Source organism: Achromobacter agilis (assembly GCF_900496965.1).
In the GTDB taxonomy this organism is placed as follows: Bacteria; Pseudomonadota; Gammaproteobacteria; order Burkholderiales; family Burkholderiaceae_B; genus Achromobacter; species Achromobacter agilis.
The window spans coordinates 49,383-65,856 of the sequence record NZ_UFQB01000013.1 but is presented as its reverse complement, the minus strand read 5'-3'; the positions used below and the strand labels follow the sequence as shown (position 1 = coordinate 65,856).

Annotated in this window: 16 protein-coding genes; 2 read left to right on the top strand and 14 right to left on the bottom strand. The window is 67.3% G+C overall.

The genetic code is table 11. The features are described 5' to 3' along the window. Nucleotides 1-58: 58 nt before the first annotated feature. The gene (gene araD, locus AGI3411_RS16345; protein WP_129528421.1) at nucleotides 59-1,789 is read right to left on the bottom strand and encodes an L-arabinonate dehydratase; all 1,731 of its coding nucleotides are present in this window, start codon (nucleotides 1,787-1,789) and stop codon (nucleotides 59-61) included. 128 nt (nucleotides 1,790-1,917) lie between these two features. On the opposite strand from araD, the gene AGI3411_RS16340 reads away from it, so the two are divergent. Together AGI3411_RS16340 and AGI3411_RS16335 are read left to right on the top strand one after the other, a co-directional pair. After that, nucleotides 1,918-2,607, top strand: coding sequence for a GntR family transcriptional regulator (locus AGI3411_RS16340; RefSeq protein ID WP_129528420.1), 690 nt, complete (start codon nucleotides 1,918-1,920; stop codon nucleotides 2,605-2,607). 120 nt (nucleotides 2,608-2,727) lie between these two features. Further along, nucleotides 2,728-3,294 (top strand): surface-adhesin E family protein, encoded by a 567-nt coding sequence (locus AGI3411_RS16335; protein ID WP_129528419.1) that lies wholly within the window; start codon nucleotides 2,728-2,730, stop codon nucleotides 3,292-3,294. A gap of 39 nt (nucleotides 3,295-3,333) precedes the next feature. Here the strand turns inward: AGI3411_RS16335 and AGI3411_RS16330 are convergent, their stop codons facing one another. The 13 genes from AGI3411_RS16330 to AGI3411_RS16270 form a co-directional block, all read right to left on the bottom strand. Further along, the gene (locus tag AGI3411_RS16330; RefSeq protein WP_129528418.1) at nucleotides 3,334-4,626 is read right to left on the bottom strand and encodes an O-acetylhomoserine aminocarboxypropyltransferase/cysteine synthase family protein; all 1,293 of its coding nucleotides are present in this window, start codon (nucleotides 4,624-4,626) and stop codon (nucleotides 3,334-3,336) included. Nucleotides 4,627-4,850: 224 nt separating this feature from the next. After that, complete coding sequence (locus tag AGI3411_RS16325; protein WP_129528417.1) at nucleotides 4,851-5,822, bottom strand: LysR family transcriptional regulator; 972 nt, start codon at nucleotides 5,820-5,822, stop codon at nucleotides 4,851-4,853. A gap of 58 nt (nucleotides 5,823-5,880) precedes the next feature. Then, nucleotides 5,881-6,900 (bottom strand): histone deacetylase family protein, encoded by a 1,020-nt coding sequence (locus AGI3411_RS16320; protein WP_129528416.1) that lies wholly within the window; start codon nucleotides 6,898-6,900, stop codon nucleotides 5,881-5,883. Beyond that, nucleotides 6,897-8,222 (bottom strand): MFS transporter, encoded by a 1,326-nt coding sequence (locus AGI3411_RS16315; RefSeq protein WP_129528415.1) that lies wholly within the window; start codon nucleotides 8,220-8,222, stop codon nucleotides 6,897-6,899. Before AGI3411_RS16315 ends, AGI3411_RS16320 begins: the two co-directional genes overlap by 4 nt. A gap of 133 nt (nucleotides 8,223-8,355) precedes the next feature. Continuing rightward, nucleotides 8,356-8,787 (bottom strand): ubiquinone anaerobic biosynthesis accessory factor UbiT, encoded by a 432-nt coding sequence (gene ubiT, locus AGI3411_RS16310; RefSeq protein ID WP_129528414.1) that lies wholly within the window; start codon nucleotides 8,785-8,787, stop codon nucleotides 8,356-8,358. Beyond that, the gene (locus tag AGI3411_RS16305) at nucleotides 8,784-9,683 is read right to left on the bottom strand and encodes a U32 family peptidase (RefSeq protein ID WP_425265353.1); all 900 of its coding nucleotides are present in this window, start codon (nucleotides 9,681-9,683) and stop codon (nucleotides 8,784-8,786) included. The genes ubiT and AGI3411_RS16305 overlap by 4 nt, the downstream gene beginning before the upstream one ends. Continuing rightward, nucleotides 9,674-10,690, bottom strand: coding sequence for a ubiquinone anaerobic biosynthesis protein UbiU (gene ubiU / locus AGI3411_RS16300; protein ID WP_129528413.1), 1,017 nt, complete (start codon nucleotides 10,688-10,690; stop codon nucleotides 9,674-9,676). The genes AGI3411_RS16305 and ubiU overlap by 10 nt, the downstream gene beginning before the upstream one ends. A 129-nt stretch (nucleotides 10,691-10,819) precedes the next feature. Beyond that, the gene (locus tag AGI3411_RS16295; protein WP_129528412.1) at nucleotides 10,820-11,488 is read right to left on the bottom strand and encodes a response regulator; all 669 of its coding nucleotides are present in this window, start codon (nucleotides 11,486-11,488) and stop codon (nucleotides 10,820-10,822) included. Between the two features lie 13 nt (nucleotides 11,489-11,501). Beyond that, nucleotides 11,502-13,439, bottom strand: a complete 1,938-nt coding sequence (locus tag AGI3411_RS16290; RefSeq protein ID WP_129528411.1) for a type IV pili methyl-accepting chemotaxis transducer N-terminal domain-containing protein — start codon at nucleotides 13,437-13,439, stop codon at nucleotides 11,502-11,504. A 92-nt stretch (nucleotides 13,440-13,531) separates the two neighbouring features. Next, nucleotides 13,532-14,029: a molybdopterin-guanine dinucleotide biosynthesis protein B gene (gene mobB / locus AGI3411_RS16285; protein ID WP_129528410.1), complete on the bottom strand. Its 498-nt coding sequence runs from the start codon at nucleotides 14,027-14,029 to the stop codon at nucleotides 13,532-13,534. Further along, nucleotides 14,026-14,694: a carbonic anhydrase gene (locus AGI3411_RS16280; RefSeq protein ID WP_129528409.1), complete on the bottom strand. Its 669-nt coding sequence runs from the start codon at nucleotides 14,692-14,694 to the stop codon at nucleotides 14,026-14,028. Before AGI3411_RS16280 ends, mobB begins: the two co-directional genes overlap by 4 nt. A gap of 1 nt (nucleotide 14,695) precedes the next feature. Then, entirely contained in the window at nucleotides 14,696-15,694 is a 999-nt protein-coding gene (gene moaA / locus AGI3411_RS16275; RefSeq protein WP_129528408.1) for a GTP 3',8-cyclase MoaA, read from the bottom strand. Then, nucleotides 15,691-16,452, bottom strand: a complete 762-nt coding sequence (locus AGI3411_RS16270; RefSeq protein ID WP_129528407.1) for a peptidylprolyl isomerase — start codon at nucleotides 16,450-16,452, stop codon at nucleotides 15,691-15,693. Before AGI3411_RS16270 ends, moaA begins: the two co-directional genes overlap by 4 nt. Nucleotides 16,453-16,474: the final 22 nt, after the last annotated feature.

The window sequence follows — 16,474 nt, the reverse complement described above, 5'->3', positions numbered from 1 at the left end:
CGACGGAATACGACGCAAAAGAAGCGGATCGGAAGCGGGACCAGACCCGCCTGCGAACTCAGAAGATTTCGGGTTCGGGCACGGGCGCGCCGAATCCGGTTTCCAGGAAATCGAAATCGCAGCCGTCGTTGGCCTGCAGGATGTGCTTGGAATACATCCAGCCGTAGCCGCGCTCGTAGCGCTTGGGCGGCGGCGTCCAGGCGGCGCGGCGCGCCGTCAGTTCTTCGTCGCTGACGTTCAGGTGGATGCTGCGGGCCGGCACGTCCACGGTGATCAGATCGCCCGTCCTGACCAGCGCCAGCGGGCCGCCGATATAGCTTTCCGGGGCCACATGCAGGATGCAGGCGCCATAGCTGGTGCCGCTCATGCGCGCGTCAGACAGGCGCAGCATGTCGCGCACGCCCTGCTTCACCAGTTTGGTGGGGATGGGCAGCATGCCCCATTCCGGCATGCCCGGGCCGCCCTGCGGGCCGGCGTTGCGCAGGATCATGATGTGGTCGGCGGTGACGTCCAGGTTTTCGTCGTCGACGGCAGCCTTCATGCTGGGATAGTCGTCGAACACCAGCGCGGGCCCGGTATGCCGCAAGTACTGCGGCGCGCAGGCGCTGGGCTTGATGACGCAGCCATCGGGCGCGATGTTGCCGCGCAGCACGGCCAGCGCGCCTTCTTCGTAGATGGCCGTCTCCAGCGTGCGGATCACATCGTCGTTGTAGACCTCGGCGCCGGCGATGTTCTCTCCCAGCGTCTTGCCGGTGACGGTCATGGCCGACGGATCCAGGTGGCCGTGCAGGCGCGACATCAGCGCCGGCAGCCCGCCCGCGTAGTAGAAATCTTCCATCAGGTAGGTGTCGCCGCTGGGCCGGATGTTGGCGATCACGGGCACTTTGCGGCTGGCGACGTCGAAGTCGTCCAGGCCGACGGCGCAGCCCGCGCGGCGCGACATGGCGACGAGGTGCACGATGGCGTTCGTCGAGCATCCCATGGCCATGGCCACGTTGATGGCGTTCTTAAAGGACGCGGCGCCCAGGATGCGCTGCGGCGTCAGGTCCTCCCAGACCATCTCCACCGCGCGCCGGCCGCATTCGGCCGACATGCGCATGTGGTTCACGTCCGCGGCGGGGATGGAGGACGCGCCGGGCAGCGTCATGCCGATGGTCTCGGCGATGGCGGTCATGGTGCTGGCCGTGCCCATGGTCATGCAGGTGCCGTAGCTGCGGGCGATGCCGCCCTCCACTTCGGTCCATTGCGCCTGCGTGATCTTGCCCGCGCGCCGTTCGTCCCAGAGCTTCCACGCGTCCGAGCCCGACCCCAGGATCTTGCCCTTCCAATTGCCGCGCAGCATGGGACCGGCCGGCACATAGATACAGGGGAGCCCGGCGCTGATCGCGCCCATGATCAGCCCGGGCGTGGTCTTGTCGCAGCCGCCCATGAGAACCGCGCCGTCCACCGGGTGGCTGCGCAGCAATTCCTCGGTTTCCATGGCGAGGAAGTTGCGATACAGCATGGTGGTCGGTTTGACGAAGGATTCCGACACCGAGATGGCGGGCAGCTCCACGGGAAAGCCGCCCGCCTGGAGCACGCCCCGCTTGACGTCCTCCACCCGCTGCTTGAAATGGCTGTGGCAGGGATTCAGGTCGGACCAGGTGTTGACGATGGCGATGATGGGGCGGCCCGCCCAATCGTCGGGGCCATAGCCCATCTGCATCATGCGGGAACGGTGGCCGAAGGAACGCAGATCGTCCTTGGCCATCCAGGCGGCGCTGCGCAGGCTTTCGTAGGAACGTTTCATAAGGTGCGGCGGTTGAACGGAATGTCGATGAAGCCATTTAAACACTAATGTATTAGTGCGTCAGCTAGGTGAAAACCCGCTACACTGGGTCTTCTACATTTTCGTGGCCCTGCCTTTCGCGCCTCCCGATGCCCAGCCCAAAGCTCCGACTCGACCGCTCGCGCCACGCGGCGCCCCAGGTCTTCGAACACCTGCGCGAACAGATCGTCTCCCTGGAACTCGCCCCCGGCGCGCCGCTGTCGCGGGTTACGCTGGCCGACACCTACGGCCTCAGCCAGACCCCCATACGCGATGCGCTGATGCGATTGGCGGAAGAAGCCCTGGTCGAGATCTATCCGCAGCACACGACAGTGGTCAGCCGCATCGATATCGCGGCGGCCCGCGAGGCGCATTTCCTGCGGCGCTCGCTCGAACTCGAAATCGTGCAGATGCTGGCGCAGCGGCCCGACCCGGCGCTGTTCCTGCGCCTGCAGGCCAGCATCGAACTGCAGCGCGCCAGCCACGCCAGCGGCCAGTACCAGCAATTCATCAACGCCGACCAGGCGTTCCACCGCGACATGCACGACGCGGCCGGCGTGACCCGGCTGTGGGAACTGGAGCAGCGCTACAGCGGCCACCTGGACCGCCTGCGCCGCCTGCACCTCCCGGAGGCCGGCAAGGCCGAGCGTATCCTGGACGATCACCAGCGCCTGCTCGACGCCCTCGTCGCCCAGGATCCGCAACGCGCCCAGCAGGTACTGCGCGAGCATCTGTCAGGCACGCTCAGCCAGGTGGCCGAGATCTGTAAACGCTATCCGGAATACGTACTGGCGGCCTGAAGCCGCTTTCCATCGAAAGAGGCGCCCAAGCGCCCTCTCCGCCGGTATGATCAGGAACATCCCATGGCTGCCAGGCAGTCCGCCAGGCCATGGCCGTTGCTTACCGAACGGAACGTCCCCATGATCGCAAGGCACGCAAGATTCCGACGCGCCCTCGCCGCGCTGGCCGCAGTCGCATGGACTTCCGCCGCCGCGGCCGCCCAGCCCGGCGCTTGCGAAACCATCACCGTGCGAGAAGGCGATCCGGTACCGCCCGGCGCCTGCGCGGTAAACGTGGTGCCCCGCGACCCGGGTCCTGCCGGCATGCTGTTCGGCGGCCCGGAATGGGTGCCGCTGGATCCGCAGGCCATGCCGGGCGTGTTCTATGACACCGCCTCGATCAAGCCGCTGTCCAATCCGCCGGCCGTGATGGCCGTGACCGTGGCCTGGTTCTACGCCCAGCCTCGGATTTCCGAAACCAACGGGCAGTCGTACCGTTCAGTGACCCAGCCGGTCACCCTGAACTGCGACGCCGACACCTATACCGTGGACCACACCCTGCACTACGCGGGCGAAAACGCCACCGGCAAGCTGATAGAGTCCCTGCCTACCGCGGGTATCCGGAACGCGCCGATCGCGCACGATCCGGTGCAGCGCAAGCTGCGCGAGCTGATCTGCCCGGCCGGCGGCAGACCCGTCCGCAAATAGGCCGGGCAGTAAGGGCCGCGGTCATGCGGCCCCATGCGCCTACGCCCGCGCCAGCGCCTGGTCCAGGTCGGCCAGAAGGTCGTCGATGTGCTCGATGCCGATCGACAGGCGCACCGTTTCCTCGCGCACCCCCGCCTTCTGCAGCTCTTCCGGATTGAGCTGGCGGTGGGTGGTGGAGGCCGGATGCGTGGCCAGCGACTTGGCGTCGCCGATGTTGACCAGGCGGGTAAACAACTGCAGCGCGTCCTGGAAGCGCGCGCCGGCTTCTCGGCCGCCCTTCACGCCGAACGTGAACAGGCCCGGCGCCTTGCCGCCCAGGTACTTCTGCGCCAGCGCGTGGTCGGGGTGGTCCGGCAGGCCCGCGTAATTCACCCACTCGACCTTCGGATGCTCGCGCAGGTAGCCGGCGACCTTCACCGCGTTTTCGACGATGCGGTCCACGCGCAGGGCCAGCGTCTCGATGCCTTGCAGGATCTGGAACGCGTTGAAGGGCGAGATCGCCGCCCCGGTATTGCGCAGCGGCACCACCCGCGCCCGGCCGATGTAGGCCGCCGCGCCGAAGGCTTCGGTGTAGACCACGCCGTGGTAGCTGATGTCCGGCTCGTTCAGGCGCTTGAAGCGCGCCTTGTGCTCGGCCCACGGGAACTTGCCCGAATCGATGATGGCGCCGCCCAGGCTCGTGCCGTGGCCGCCCAGGTACTTGGTCAACGACTGCACCACGATGTCGGCGCCGTGCTCGATCGGACGCAGCAGGTACGGCGACGGCACGGTGTTGTCGACGATCAGCGGCAGGCCATGGCGATGCGCCAGTTCCGCCAGGGCCGCGATGTCGGTGATATTGCCCAGCGGGTTGCCGACGGATTCCGCGAAAATGGCCTTGGTGCGCTCGTCGATCTGCGCCTCGAACGACGCCAGGTCGGACGGGTTGGCGAAGCGCGTGGCGATGCCGTACTGCGGCAGCGTGTGCGCGAACAGGTTGTAGGTGCCGCCATACAGCGTGCTGGAGGAAACGATGTTGTCGCCGGCTTCGGCGATCGTCATGATCGCGTAGGTCACCGCGGATTGGCCCGAGGCCAGCGCCAGCGCGGCGATGCCGCCTTCCAGGGCCGCCACGCGCTGCTCCAGCACGTCGGTCGTGGGGTTCATGATGCGAGTGTAGATATTGCCCGGCACCTTAAGGTCAAACAGGTCCGCGCCATGCTGCGTGTCGTCGAACGCGTAGGCCACCGTCTGGTAGATGGGCACGGCCACCGCCCGCGTGGTCGGATCGGGACGATAGCCGCCATGCACGGCAATGGTTTCAAGCCGCCAGGGCTTTTTCGGGTCGCTCATGTGTCTCTCCAGGAAATGCGTTTGAATGGTTCTTGGACGGCGAACGCGCTCGCAGCGCGCAGGATACAGCCGATGCCGCGCCGTTGCCATGGGCTCCGGCGGACAGACGCACGTAACCATACCCCACAATCCCGGCCGCCCAGGGCTGCGTGCATAGGGCCGCATAGCCTCCAGCCTGCCCGAAGACTTCCTCATCTTGCCTGGGGACCGACAGGCGCGCGCATTCATCCCGCCCGCGATTCCAGCTGCGTGCGGTTCAGGAAGCGTTCGAAGGCGGCCAGGTACGCAAGTTCCACGGCGCTCAGCTTGCGCTGCTTGTGCCATGCCAGAAACACATCGATTTCGGCCACCGATTCCGCGGGGGGCAGGCGCCGCAGCTCGCCGCTCATCACGTCCTGGCGGATCAGGTGTTCGGGCAGAAAGCTCAGCCCGATGCCGGCCACCACCATGCGCCGGATTTCCTCGATATTGGGCGACGTGCCCACGATGCGGCCGGTAAAGCCCTGCTGATCGCGAAAGATGGTCAGCGGCGACAGGGTGTCGCCGATCTGGTCGCTGGCGAAACAGACGAAATTCTGGTCCATCAGGTCTTCCAGGCTGACCCGCTGCCTGGAAAACAACGGATGATGCCGTCCGCAGACGACCGCGTAGCGGTGGCGCAGGAACAGCCGGCGCTCCAGCGCCTCGACGGGCTTGCGGCACAGGCATATGCCCAGTGCCGGCACGCGTTTGGCAAGCGCGTCCAGGATGGCGGCGCTGGGCAGCACATCGACATGGAATTCGATCCTGGGATAGCGCCGGTGGAACTGCGCCAGGAAATCGTCATACGCCGGACTTTGCACCTTGCTCATTACCAGCAAGCGCAAGGCCCCCGCGATTTCGGCCCGGTCCTGCGTGGCGGCGTTCTCGATGCGCGCCATCGTGCCGTACATATCGCGGGCGATGGCGTAGATCTCGTCGCCCAACCCCGTCAGGCGGAATTCGCCATTGCGCCGGTGCAGCAGCATGCCGCCCACCGCGTCCTCCAGCCGCTTCAGCGCCTGGCTGACTGCGGGCTGGCTGAGGTGCAGCGCCTGAGCCGCCCTTCCGACCCCGCGCTCCTGCACCACGAACATGAACGTGCGCAATAGGTTCCAGTCCATGCGCTCGGGAGCCAACGACAGAGGTGACGGTTTGCGGGCGGCGGGCAGTGGCATGGCATGGCGGCGGAGTCGATGGGAGCGGCGGGTCGGACCCCGCGCCGCCGCCGCGCGCTCAGGCGCCGGCCAGCCCCGCGAAAAAGCGCGATGCGTTGGATTCCAGACCCTCGATATAGTAGCCGCCTTCCTGCACGATCAAGGTCGGCAAGCGCATGCCGCCCACTTCGCGGCCCAGGCGCTCGAAGCCATCCTCGGTGACGCCGACCATGGCCTGCGGATCCTTTTCGAAGATGTCGAACCCCAGAGACAGGACCAGCGCGTCGGGCTGGAACAGCTCGATCGCGCGGCGCGCCTGAACCAGGCGGTCGAAGAACACGGCTTCCGGCGAACCGTGCGGCATGGGCAGGTTGATGTTGTATCCATAGCCCTCGCCCGCGCCGCGCTCGTCTTCGAAACCCGCCACCACCGGATAGAAATTTTCCGGATCCCCGTGGATCGACACATACAGCACGTCGTTGCGCTCGTAGAAGATTTCCTGGATGCCCTGCCCATGGTGCATGTCCGTATCCAGGATGGCCACGCGCGCGAACCGGGACCGCAGGCGCTGCGCGGCGATCGCCGCGTTGTTCAGATAGCAGAACCCTCCCGCGGCGTCGCGCCGGGCGTGATGGCCCGGCGGACGGCAGATCGCGTAGGCCTGGCGTTCGCCGGCCAGCAGGCATTCCGCCCCCGCCACGGCGCACTGCGCGGACCAATAGGCGGAATGCCAGGTCTGCGGCCCCACCGGGCAGCTGCCGTCGGCCAGATAGCGTCCCGCCTTGGCCAGCACGCCGCGCAAGGCGTTGGGTTCCCTGACGAAGACGTTGGACACGACCTCGCCGCCCCAATCTCCGGGCAGCTTCATCCAATCGTCGTGGGCGCCTTGCAGGAAACGCAGATAGTCCAGCGTATGCACGGCCGACAGCGCCGCCGCTCCATGATCGGCCGGCGCCTGGACGTCGAAGCCCAGCTTGCGGGCGGCGCGCACCAGGCCATCCAGGCGCGCCGGCACTTCCTGCGGCGTGCGCATCTTGCCACGGGAAAAATAGGTCTGCGGATGATGAAGCTTCTGGTCGTCGTGGAAAAATGCCTTCATGCTTGCTGATCCTTAAATTGAAAATTCTCGGTGCGCTGGCCGGCATTGCCCAACAGCAGCACGGAAACCAGGGAAAGCAGCGATATCGCCGAAAACAGCACGGCCAGCGGCCACCACTGGCCTTTGAAGTTCTCGGCCAGCACCGTGCCGAGCAAAGGCGTCAGCCCACCGAAAATGGCACCCGACAACTGGTACGCCAGGGAGATGCCCGTGTAGCGGATGCCCGTCGGAAAGCTGTCGCTGACATAGCCCGCGATCACGGCGTAGTAGGCGCCCATGAACAGCACCGCCACGCCCACCCCCAGCGTGATGCTGGTGAGCGAGCCTTGGTCCACCAGGTTGAACATGACGTAGGGCGTGAAGATCGACGCCAGCGCCGTCGCCCCAAGAAAGCGCAGATTGCCTACGCGGCTTGCGATGTAGGCAGCGAGCGGCGTAATGAAGAACTGCATGATGGACACGACCAGCAGGCAGTCCAGGATCACCGCTCGGCTCAAGCCCGCGTACTGTGTCGTGTAGGCGATCATGAAGGTATTGGTGAAGTAAAAGCCGGCGATGCCCAGCACATTGGCACCGACCGCCAGCGCCAGCAGCCGCGGCGCGCCGCGCAGCACCTGCGCGAGCGGCGCCTGCGCGGGCCGGGCGCGCTGGGCCCGCGCCTGCTTTTCCGCCAGGAAATCGGGCGATTCGTTCACGCTCAGGCGGATCACGAAGCCCACGACCAGCAGTACGGCCGAGAACAGGAAGGGGACGCGCCATCCCCAGCCCAGGAAGGCCTCGTCGTCCAGGGACGTCACCGATTTGAACATCAGCATCGACAGGATCAGGCCGGCGGGACTGCCGAGCTGCGCGAACGACGCGAAGAAGGTGCGCTTGCTCCGGTCCGGCGAATGCTCGCCGGCCATCAGGACCGCTCCGCCCCACTCGCCGCCGACCGCGATCCCCTGCACGATGCGCAGCAGGATCAACAGCACCGGCGCCCAAACGCCGATGGACGCGTAGGTGGGCAGCAGGCCGATCAGCACCGTCACCGTGCCCATCATCACCAGCGTGATCACCAGCGATTTCTTGCGCCCGATCTTGTCGCCGATGTGGCCGAAGATCACGCCGCCCAGCGGGCGGGCGAAGAAGCCGACGGCGAAGGTGCCAAGCGCGGCCAGGGTCCCGTAGAAACCCGTCGCCGATGGAAAGAACAGCTTGCCGAACACCAGCGCGGCGGCGGTGGCGTAGATGTAAAAGTCGTACCACTCGATCATGGTGCCGACGAACGCGGCGGTCGACGCGCGCACCGGCTGGTGCCCTGTCGCGGTATTTCCCCTCATGTTTATCTCTCTTAAGGCAGGTTGAGGTCTATCAGCCAGCTTTTATAGCCTTCGCCCAACCATAAGAAAAATTCTTATTTCTTATCTGCGGAATTACTTTGACTAATGAGGGAAAACCCGTATTCCGGCGTATTCAAACGCTCGCGGCGCCGCTGCGCTGCAGCCATGTCGGCCGCGGCGCGGCATCGAGCCAATTCTTCACGATCAAGCCCAGCTCCGTGTCCCCCGAGATCCTCAGGCGGCGCTGGAAGAACAAGGTGTCCGCATCGGTCTCGGCACGCATCAGGCTCAGCAGGTCCGCCAGCTTTGCGCCCAGTTCCAGGTCGGACGGCGCGCCGTTCCACACGGGCCGGAAGGCGCCGTCACGCACGGCGAAGCAGCTGCGCAGCCCGAGGTCTTCGACGGTGATGGCGAAACTGCGGCCGTCCAGCTCCTGCGGCGGCAACAGCCATTTGAAGCGGCGCGCCAGTTCCAGCGCGGCCACGCAGTGCATCGACACCAGCGGCGGCGGAATGCGCCGGCCGAGCTTGGCGAACAACGCCGGCACCTGCAAGGCGGCGCTCATGCCACGACCTCCAGCATCTCGATGCCGGACTTGCCGTAGTAGTAGCCATTGCAGCGGCCGATGCCAGCGGGCGGCTCGACGGCCGCTGCCGGAACGCTCCGTCGAACCGCGTCCAGCGCGGCGACCGCCTCCAGCGTGCCCGACGATTGCGGGCTGACGCGCAGCACCTCCACGCCCAGCGACGCCAGTTCGGGCGCCCGGGACAGCAAGTCCAGACAGGCGGCCGACTGCACCTGGATGCCGTTGATCGCCAGGAAATCCCGCGACTCGCGAGTGCGCATGTCCAGTCCGTCCGGATGTTCGATACAGCGGAATCCGCACTCGTCCTTTTTCAGACGAAAGTGCCGCGCGGTGAAGCAGCGCGCGGAAAACGCCAGCGCCATGCGGCCCCACACCATGACCTCCGCCTCCAGGCCCGCCGGGCGTTCCTGCAGCAAGCGCGCCAGCGTCTTGCCGTCCATTTCCAGCGGAACCACGAAGCGGGCCGCGCCGCGCCGGGCCAGCCATTCCAGGGTGCCGCCATGGTAGGCGTTCATGTGCGGGCCGGCTACGAAGGGACGCCCGGCCAGATGCCGCATGGCGCCCACCTCCCCGGCCTCGACCATGAAATCCTGCTGTTCGCACAGCTTCTTCAAGGCGCTGGCCTCGGCGCCGGTCTCGATCAGCGTGCGGCCGGACAACACCACCGTCTTGCCGGCGGCGCGCAGGTCGCGCGCAAGCGCGAGCCAATCCTCGGCGCGTAATTCGTGTCGGCGGCTGCAGACTGTCTCGCCCACGTACAGAATGTCGGCGGGGCTGTCGGCCAGCTCCGCATAGAAATCCAGGGTATCGCGGCGCGGCCAGTAGTAAAGCAAAGGACCGACAGAAATCCGGTATGCGTTGGGCTTCATTTCCATGGACGTTCGAATGCGCCTTGCGTGACTTGGGAACCCTCGGAGTGGCGCGCCAGCATGGCGTTCCATTCGGGGCGGGGAGAAAAGCGGGAGGCGTCCGCATGCGCGCTGTTCAAGGCCGCGCGCAGGGTCGACACCACCTGGGTGACGTAGGCGGGGCTGCGCTGCCGTCCCTCGATCTTGATGGCGGACACGCCCATCTCCGCAAGGCGCGGCAACAGGCCGATCGCGTTCAGGCTGGTCGGTTCCTCCAGCGCATGGTCGGCTTGCCCGTCCACGTCGAAGCGGCCCTTGCACAAAGTGGGATAGGCGGCGGCTTCGCCCGGTTCGTAGCGGTCGATCAGGATGCCGTTCAGGCGCGCGTCCATGCGGCCGTTTTCTTCCGACCAGCGCACGGCGTGAGCGGGCGAACAAACACCCTTGTTGTTGGGCGAATCTCCGGTGGCGTAGGACGACAGCAGGCAGCGCCCCTCGGCCATGACGCACAGGCTGCCGAAGCCGAATACCTCGACCTCGACACTGACGTTGGCGCAGATGCGCGCGATCTCGGCCAGGGTCAGTACCCGCGGCAGCACCACCCGGCGGATGCCGAACTGCTCCTTCATCAGCTCGATGGCGTCGGCGTGGGTGGCCGAGCCCTGCACCGACAGATGCAGGCGCAGATCGGGATAGCGGTCGCGGGCGTAGGCCATCAGGCCAGGATCCGCCATGATGACCGCATCGGCGCCCAGGCCCTGGGCGGCGTCCACCGCGGCGCGCCACTCCTGCGCCCTGCCCGCCTGCACGAAGGTGTTGATGGCGAACAGCACCTGGCGCTTGCGGCTGTGCGCCAGCTCCACGCCGGCGCGGATATCGGCTTCGGTGAAATTTAGCCCGGCGAAATTGCGGGCGTTGGTGGCGTTCTTGAGGCCGAGGTAGACCGTGTCGGCGCCCGCATCGATGGCCGCCTTCAATGCAGCCAGGCTGCCGGCGGGGGCCACGAGTTCCATGGGAGAGGTTCGAGTTTCCATGACGGCCAGTCTAGGGGCCGGGGGATGCGGTGGCCTTGTCGAAGATCAACATCGCCGCAGTGTCTGACACCCGTACGAGACAGCCGGGGAAGGACGACAGTGCTTACGGGTGTCAGACACGCCCGCCCGTCACTCGTCCGTGTACATCCCGTGCTCCACCGCATACACCGCGACTTGCACGCGGCTGGTCAGGTTCAGTTTTTTCAGCACGTTCTGCACATGGATCTTCACCGTGCTTTCGCTTACGTCGAGCTCACGCGCGATGACCTTGTTGCTGGCGCCGCGCGCCAGCCATTGCACGATCTGCCTTTCGCGCGCGGTCAGGCGGTTGCGGTCGCCGCCCGCCGCTTGCGCGGCCTGGCCCGGCTGGCCGGCTTGCCCGCGGAACTGCTCCACGAGCTTGGCGGTCATGCTGTCCGCGATCACCGGCTCGCCGCCGGCCGCGCGGCGGATGGCGGCGGTCAGCGCGTCGGCGTCGATGTTCTTCACAAGGTAGCCGCGGGCGCCATCGCGCAGCGCCTGGCCGAGCTCGTCGGCCTCTTCCGAGACCGTCAGGATGATGACGGCGCAGGACGGCAGATCCTGCGTCAGCAGCTGCAGCGTTTCCAGCCCGGACAGCCCGGGCAGGTTGAGATCCAGCAGGACGACGTCGGGCTTGAGCTCTTTGGCGCGCTTCAAGCCCTCGACGCCGTCCCCGGCTTCCGCCACGACCTCGAAATCGGGCTGGCGCTGCAGCAGCAGGCGCACGCCGGAGCGGAACAGGGTGTGGTCGTCGACGAGGAGGATACGGATGGGCATGGTCTGGATGGTGTCAGGCGGCCTGGCGCTCGCTGCCGGGCAGTGCCAGCGAGACGCGCGTGCCGGCGCCAGGCTGTGACTCGAGTTTTATCATGGCGCGCATGCGCGCGGCGCGCTCCCGCATGATGTGCAGCCCCACATGGGATTCGCCGCGCTCGGCCACTTCGGCCGGGTCGTATCCCTGGCCATTGTCGGAAACCGACAAGCTGAAGTCGCGGCCGTTGTCGACCGCCACCTCGACGCGGTCCGCCTCGGAATGCTTGCGCACGTTGGACAGGGCCTCCTGCAGGATGAACAGCACCTGCAGCTGCTGCTCCGGCGGCAGCGGCGCGCCCTGCCCCGGCCCGAAGCGCAGCGCCGTTTCGATGCCGGTCTGGCGGCGGAAGCGGTCTACGGTGTCTTCGATGGCGGCCTGCAGGTCTCCCTGCGACAGTTTGCTGCGGAAATTGGTCAGCAGCTCCCGCACGTCCTGGTAGCTTTCGTCCACGCCCGTGCGCAGCAGCGGCAGGATTTCTTCGATTTCCTCGGCGTCGCCCCGCTTGACGGCCGCGTCCAGCATCTGCAGTTGCAGGTTCAGGAAATTCAGGCCCTGCGCCAGGCTGTCGTGCAACCCCTGAGCCACCAGCCCGCGCTCCTGCACCACGGCCAGCTGGCGCGCCTGGGCGCTCAGGCGCCGGTTGTCCAGCGCCACGCCCAGGTGCCGCCCCAGCGTTTCGAGCAGCTGGGACTCGCCGGGCGTCAGCTTGCGCTGGTGGCGGAAATGCAGGGAATACGACCCCAGCACCTCGTCCCGCGTGACGATGCGGAACACCGCCACGCTGGCAAAGCCCTCCCGCTGGCAATTCAGGTCCTTGCCCGGCTGCGCCTGCCGGAAATCCTGGATGACGATGACGCCGTCCTGGCGCGTGGCGGCGCCGCAATAGCAGTCCTCCACCTTCATGCAGTGCTCGGATTCCACCAGCGCGTCGGACAGGCCCACCGACACCATCAGGTTCAGCTTTTCGTTGTTCGGGTCGAGCGCCCGGATGCTGCCGCCCTCGGCGTCGAACTGCAGCATCACGCGGCGCAGGAAGCCGTCGCAAAGGGCTTCGATCTCGTTGGGCAGGTTGAGAAAGGCCGCCATGTCGTAGAGCGCACCGATATCGCGGTTCTGCGCGGCCAGCTGGGCGGTCTTTTCCTCCACCCGCCGCTCCAGGCCGGCGTACAGGTCCTGCAGCTCGTCGGCCATGCGGTTGTAGCCGCGAGCCAGCACGCCGAACTCGTCCTGGCTTTCCACCGGCAGGCGCGTGCTGAATTCCCGCGCGGCCATGCGCTGCAGGCCATCGCGCAGGCGCAGCACCGGGGAGATGATCCACAGATACAGCAGATAGATCATCGCCAGCGTGCCCGCGCTGGCGATCGCCGCCAGCACGCCCTGGGACAGGCGCAGCGACGTGGTCTTGCCCGCGTTGTCCTGTTCGATCATCCGCACCAGCGTGTCCGCCCGCGAGACGAACTCCGGCAGCGTCTCGAGGTAGGTCGCTGCGTCGGGCTGCCCGAGGGCACGGATGGCGGCCGGCTTCATGCGCTCGTTCCAGTACCCGGCCACGTCGCGCCATTGGATCCGGATGGCCTCGTCGTTGGGGATGAAGAGCGGCCGGGCGGGATTGCCGCGCGCCAGGCGGGCGATCGTGTCGTCCATGACGTCGATCTGCTCGCGGGTGCGGAACTCGCGGCCGGCCTGCGGCCGCATGAGTTCCACCGCGACCCGGTTGGCGCGCATGCGCAGGCTGCCGGTGTCGTTGATGGCCGCGCCCGCGCCTTCCAGCTGCCAGGACAGCCACAAGGTCCAGCCGACCATGGCCAGCACCACCACTAGCGCGATCAGCGAACTGGCGACGATGCGCGTGGACAGGCGGTGCCGAGGCGAAGGAAGGCCGTCGGACTCGGCAATGGGATCGGTGGACGTCATGGCGATACGTGTTGTCTGTGCCCGCGGGGCGGATCGGCTCCCAGTGTAGTCTCCTCCCCTCGTCCTGCTCCGTCCCCTGGCGGCCCGGGCCTTCAACCCAGGTCCAGACTGCGGCAGATGAACGCCGCGACCTGGGCCGGTTCATTCAGGGGCAGGCAAGGCAGCCCCGTCTCCAGCGGCGCATCGGTCGCTACCGCCAGGAAACTGCCGTCTTCCGCGTGCAGCGACGGCTTGCCCGTGACGGGCCGGTACACCTCGATGCGGGGGATCGCGGCCCGTTTGAACCCTTCGACCAGCACCAGGTCGGCCGGCGACAGGCGGGCGAGCTGTTCGTCCAGCGAGGGTTCGGGCGCCTCCCGCAGTTCGTGGATGATGGCGTAGCGGAACGGCGACGCCACCATCACCTCCTGCGCGCCCGCCAGCCGGAAGCGCGCGCTGTCCTTGCCGGGCGGCTCCATCTGGAAGTCGTGGTGGCTGTGCTTGATGACGTTGACGCGCAGGCCGCGCGCGGCCAGCAGGGGCAGCATCGCCTCGATGAGGGTGGTCTTGCCGCTGCCGGAATGGCCGGCGATACCGAAAACAGGGGTCATGCAAGCTCCGTGAACAAAGGGCATACGATGGGCAGGAACGCGTCCGCCCGCGCCGAGTATGCCAGCAAAGCCCCCGCCACCAGGTCGAAATACCAGCCATGCAGGGTCAGGCCGCCCGCCTGGACCGCGCGCCTGACGAAAGGCAGATCTTCCAGGTTACGCAGCGAAATCAGGATGGAAGCCTGCTCGCAGGCGCGCCGGCGCTCCGCTTCGGAGGCATCCGGCATCTGCTGCAGCACCTTCCTGCGGGCGGGCTCGGCGATGTCCATCCAGCGCTCGAGGTAATCGGTCTCGCCGCCATGCGCGGCGCACCGCCGACCGCGGTCCATCAGCGAGCGGATGCCGCCGCAGTGCGCGTGGCCCAGCACGATGACCCGGCTGACCTGCAACTGCTCCACCGCGAACTGTATCGCGGCCAGCACCCCTTGCAGGCCCCGGTCCGTGTTGGAGGGCGGCACCAGATTGGCCACATTGCGCACCGTGAAGATATCGCCAGGGTCGCAGCCCAGCAGCATGGCCGGGTCCACCCGGGAATCGCAGCATCCGATCAGCAAGGTGCTGGGATGCTGGCCCTCGCGCAGGTTGCGGTAGAGGGATGGCGCATCCTCGTAGTATTGCTGCTGGAAACGCTGGAAGCCATCGACGAGGCGTTCGATGTCGCGCATTTCAGCCTCCCGTCTGCGCCATGAACCGCACGATGTGTTCCGGACGGCTGGCGAACTCGTGGCGTTCCGGCTTGGCGGCGATACCCGCCAGGATCGCCCGGGTCAGCTCGGCATCGCTGGCTCCGCCGCGCAGCAGCCGGCCCAGCGGCACCTGGTCTTCCTGCCCCAGGCACAGATACAGGGTGCCGTCCACGCCCAGCCTGACCCGGTTGCAGCTGGCGCAGAAATGGCGGGACATGGGCGTGATCACGCCCAGCACCGGCACCCCGCGGCCCGTCGTCCAGTAGCGGGCGGGGCCGGCGCCCGAACCCACCACCGCGGGCACCAGGCCGGCCTGGGCCGCCAGGATCGCGCCCATTTCGTTCAGGTCCGTATGGGCGAAGCTCCTGCCGCAATCGCCCATCGGCATGGGCTCGATCAGGCGCAGGACGAAACCCTGCGCCAGCGCGTACTCCAGCAGGCGCCGCACTTGCGCCTCGGGCGTGGCCGCGTGCACCACGCTGTTGAGCTTGATGGGCGCAAAGCCCGCCCGCCTGGCGGCGGCCAGGCCGGCCAGCACCGATTCCAGGCAATCCCGGCCTGTGATCTTGCCGAAGGCGGCCGCGTCCAGCGTATCCAGGCTGACGTTCAGCCGGTCCACGCCTGCCGCGCGCAGGTCCTGCGCGTGGCGGGCAAGCTGCGTGCCATTGGTTGAAACGGACAGGTCCTTCAGCCCCGGCATGGCGGCGATCGTGCCCGCCAGCCCGGCCACGCCGCGGCGCAGCAACGGCTCGCCGCCGGTCAGGCGGACCTTGCTGACGCCCAGCCCCACGAACAGGCCGACGAGCCGGGCCATTTCTTCGTGGTCGAGCCAGTTGGAAGGCGTCTCGAAGCCCTTGAAATCCTTGGGCAGGCAGTAGCTGCAACGCAGGTCGCAGCGGTCGGTGACGGAGACGCGCAGATAGTCGATGCGGCGTCCGAAACCGTCTTTCAATGGTCCCGCAGCTGGCGCTTCCATCATGCGGCGCTTCCGCTGAAGACGCGTTCGGGTTCGCCGTCCTCCAGGTCGATACCCTGGATCCGGGCGCGGCCCACGAGCAGCTTGACGTATTGCCGCCAGGCGATGTCGCGGCTCATGGCCGTCAGCGCGGAGGCAATCTGCCCGGCCACGTGCTCATAGGGCAGCAACCGCCCTTCGATGCGGCGCGTCACCCGGACGATGTGCAGACCATGGCGGGTCTGCAGCAGCTGCGGCAGCAGGCCCCCCGCCGGCAGCGCGAAGACGGCCCGCTCGAATTCCGGAACCGTGTCGCCCCGGCCCAGCTGGCCCAGGCTGCCGCCGACGGCGGCGGACGGGCAGTTGGATTGCTCGCGCGCCACCTCGGCAAAGCGCGAAGGGTCCTCCAGCAGCTCGGCCAGCACCACGTTGGCGTGCGCCCGCAGCATGTCCAGGTTCACGCTGGGCGTGACCTGGAACAGGATGTGGTCGGCTTCGATCAGTTCGCCCACCATGAAGCGCTCGGGGTGCATCTGGTAGAAGCGGCGGCAGGCGGCCTCGTCGGCCTCCGGCGCAGTCGCCTCGCGGGCCAGCAGGCCGCCGATGGCGCCCTCCTCGTCCGAGGCGTCCAGGCCCTGCCGGCTGGCCTCGTCCAGCAGCACGCGGCGCAGCACCAGCGCCGTGACCGCCTCGCGCATGGGGTTGCCGGCCTGCTCATGCAGCGGCAGTTCGCGTTCCAGGTCCGCGTCGCTCAGTTCGACGCCATTGACGATGACAGGCATGTTCGGCTCCTCGAAACGGCGG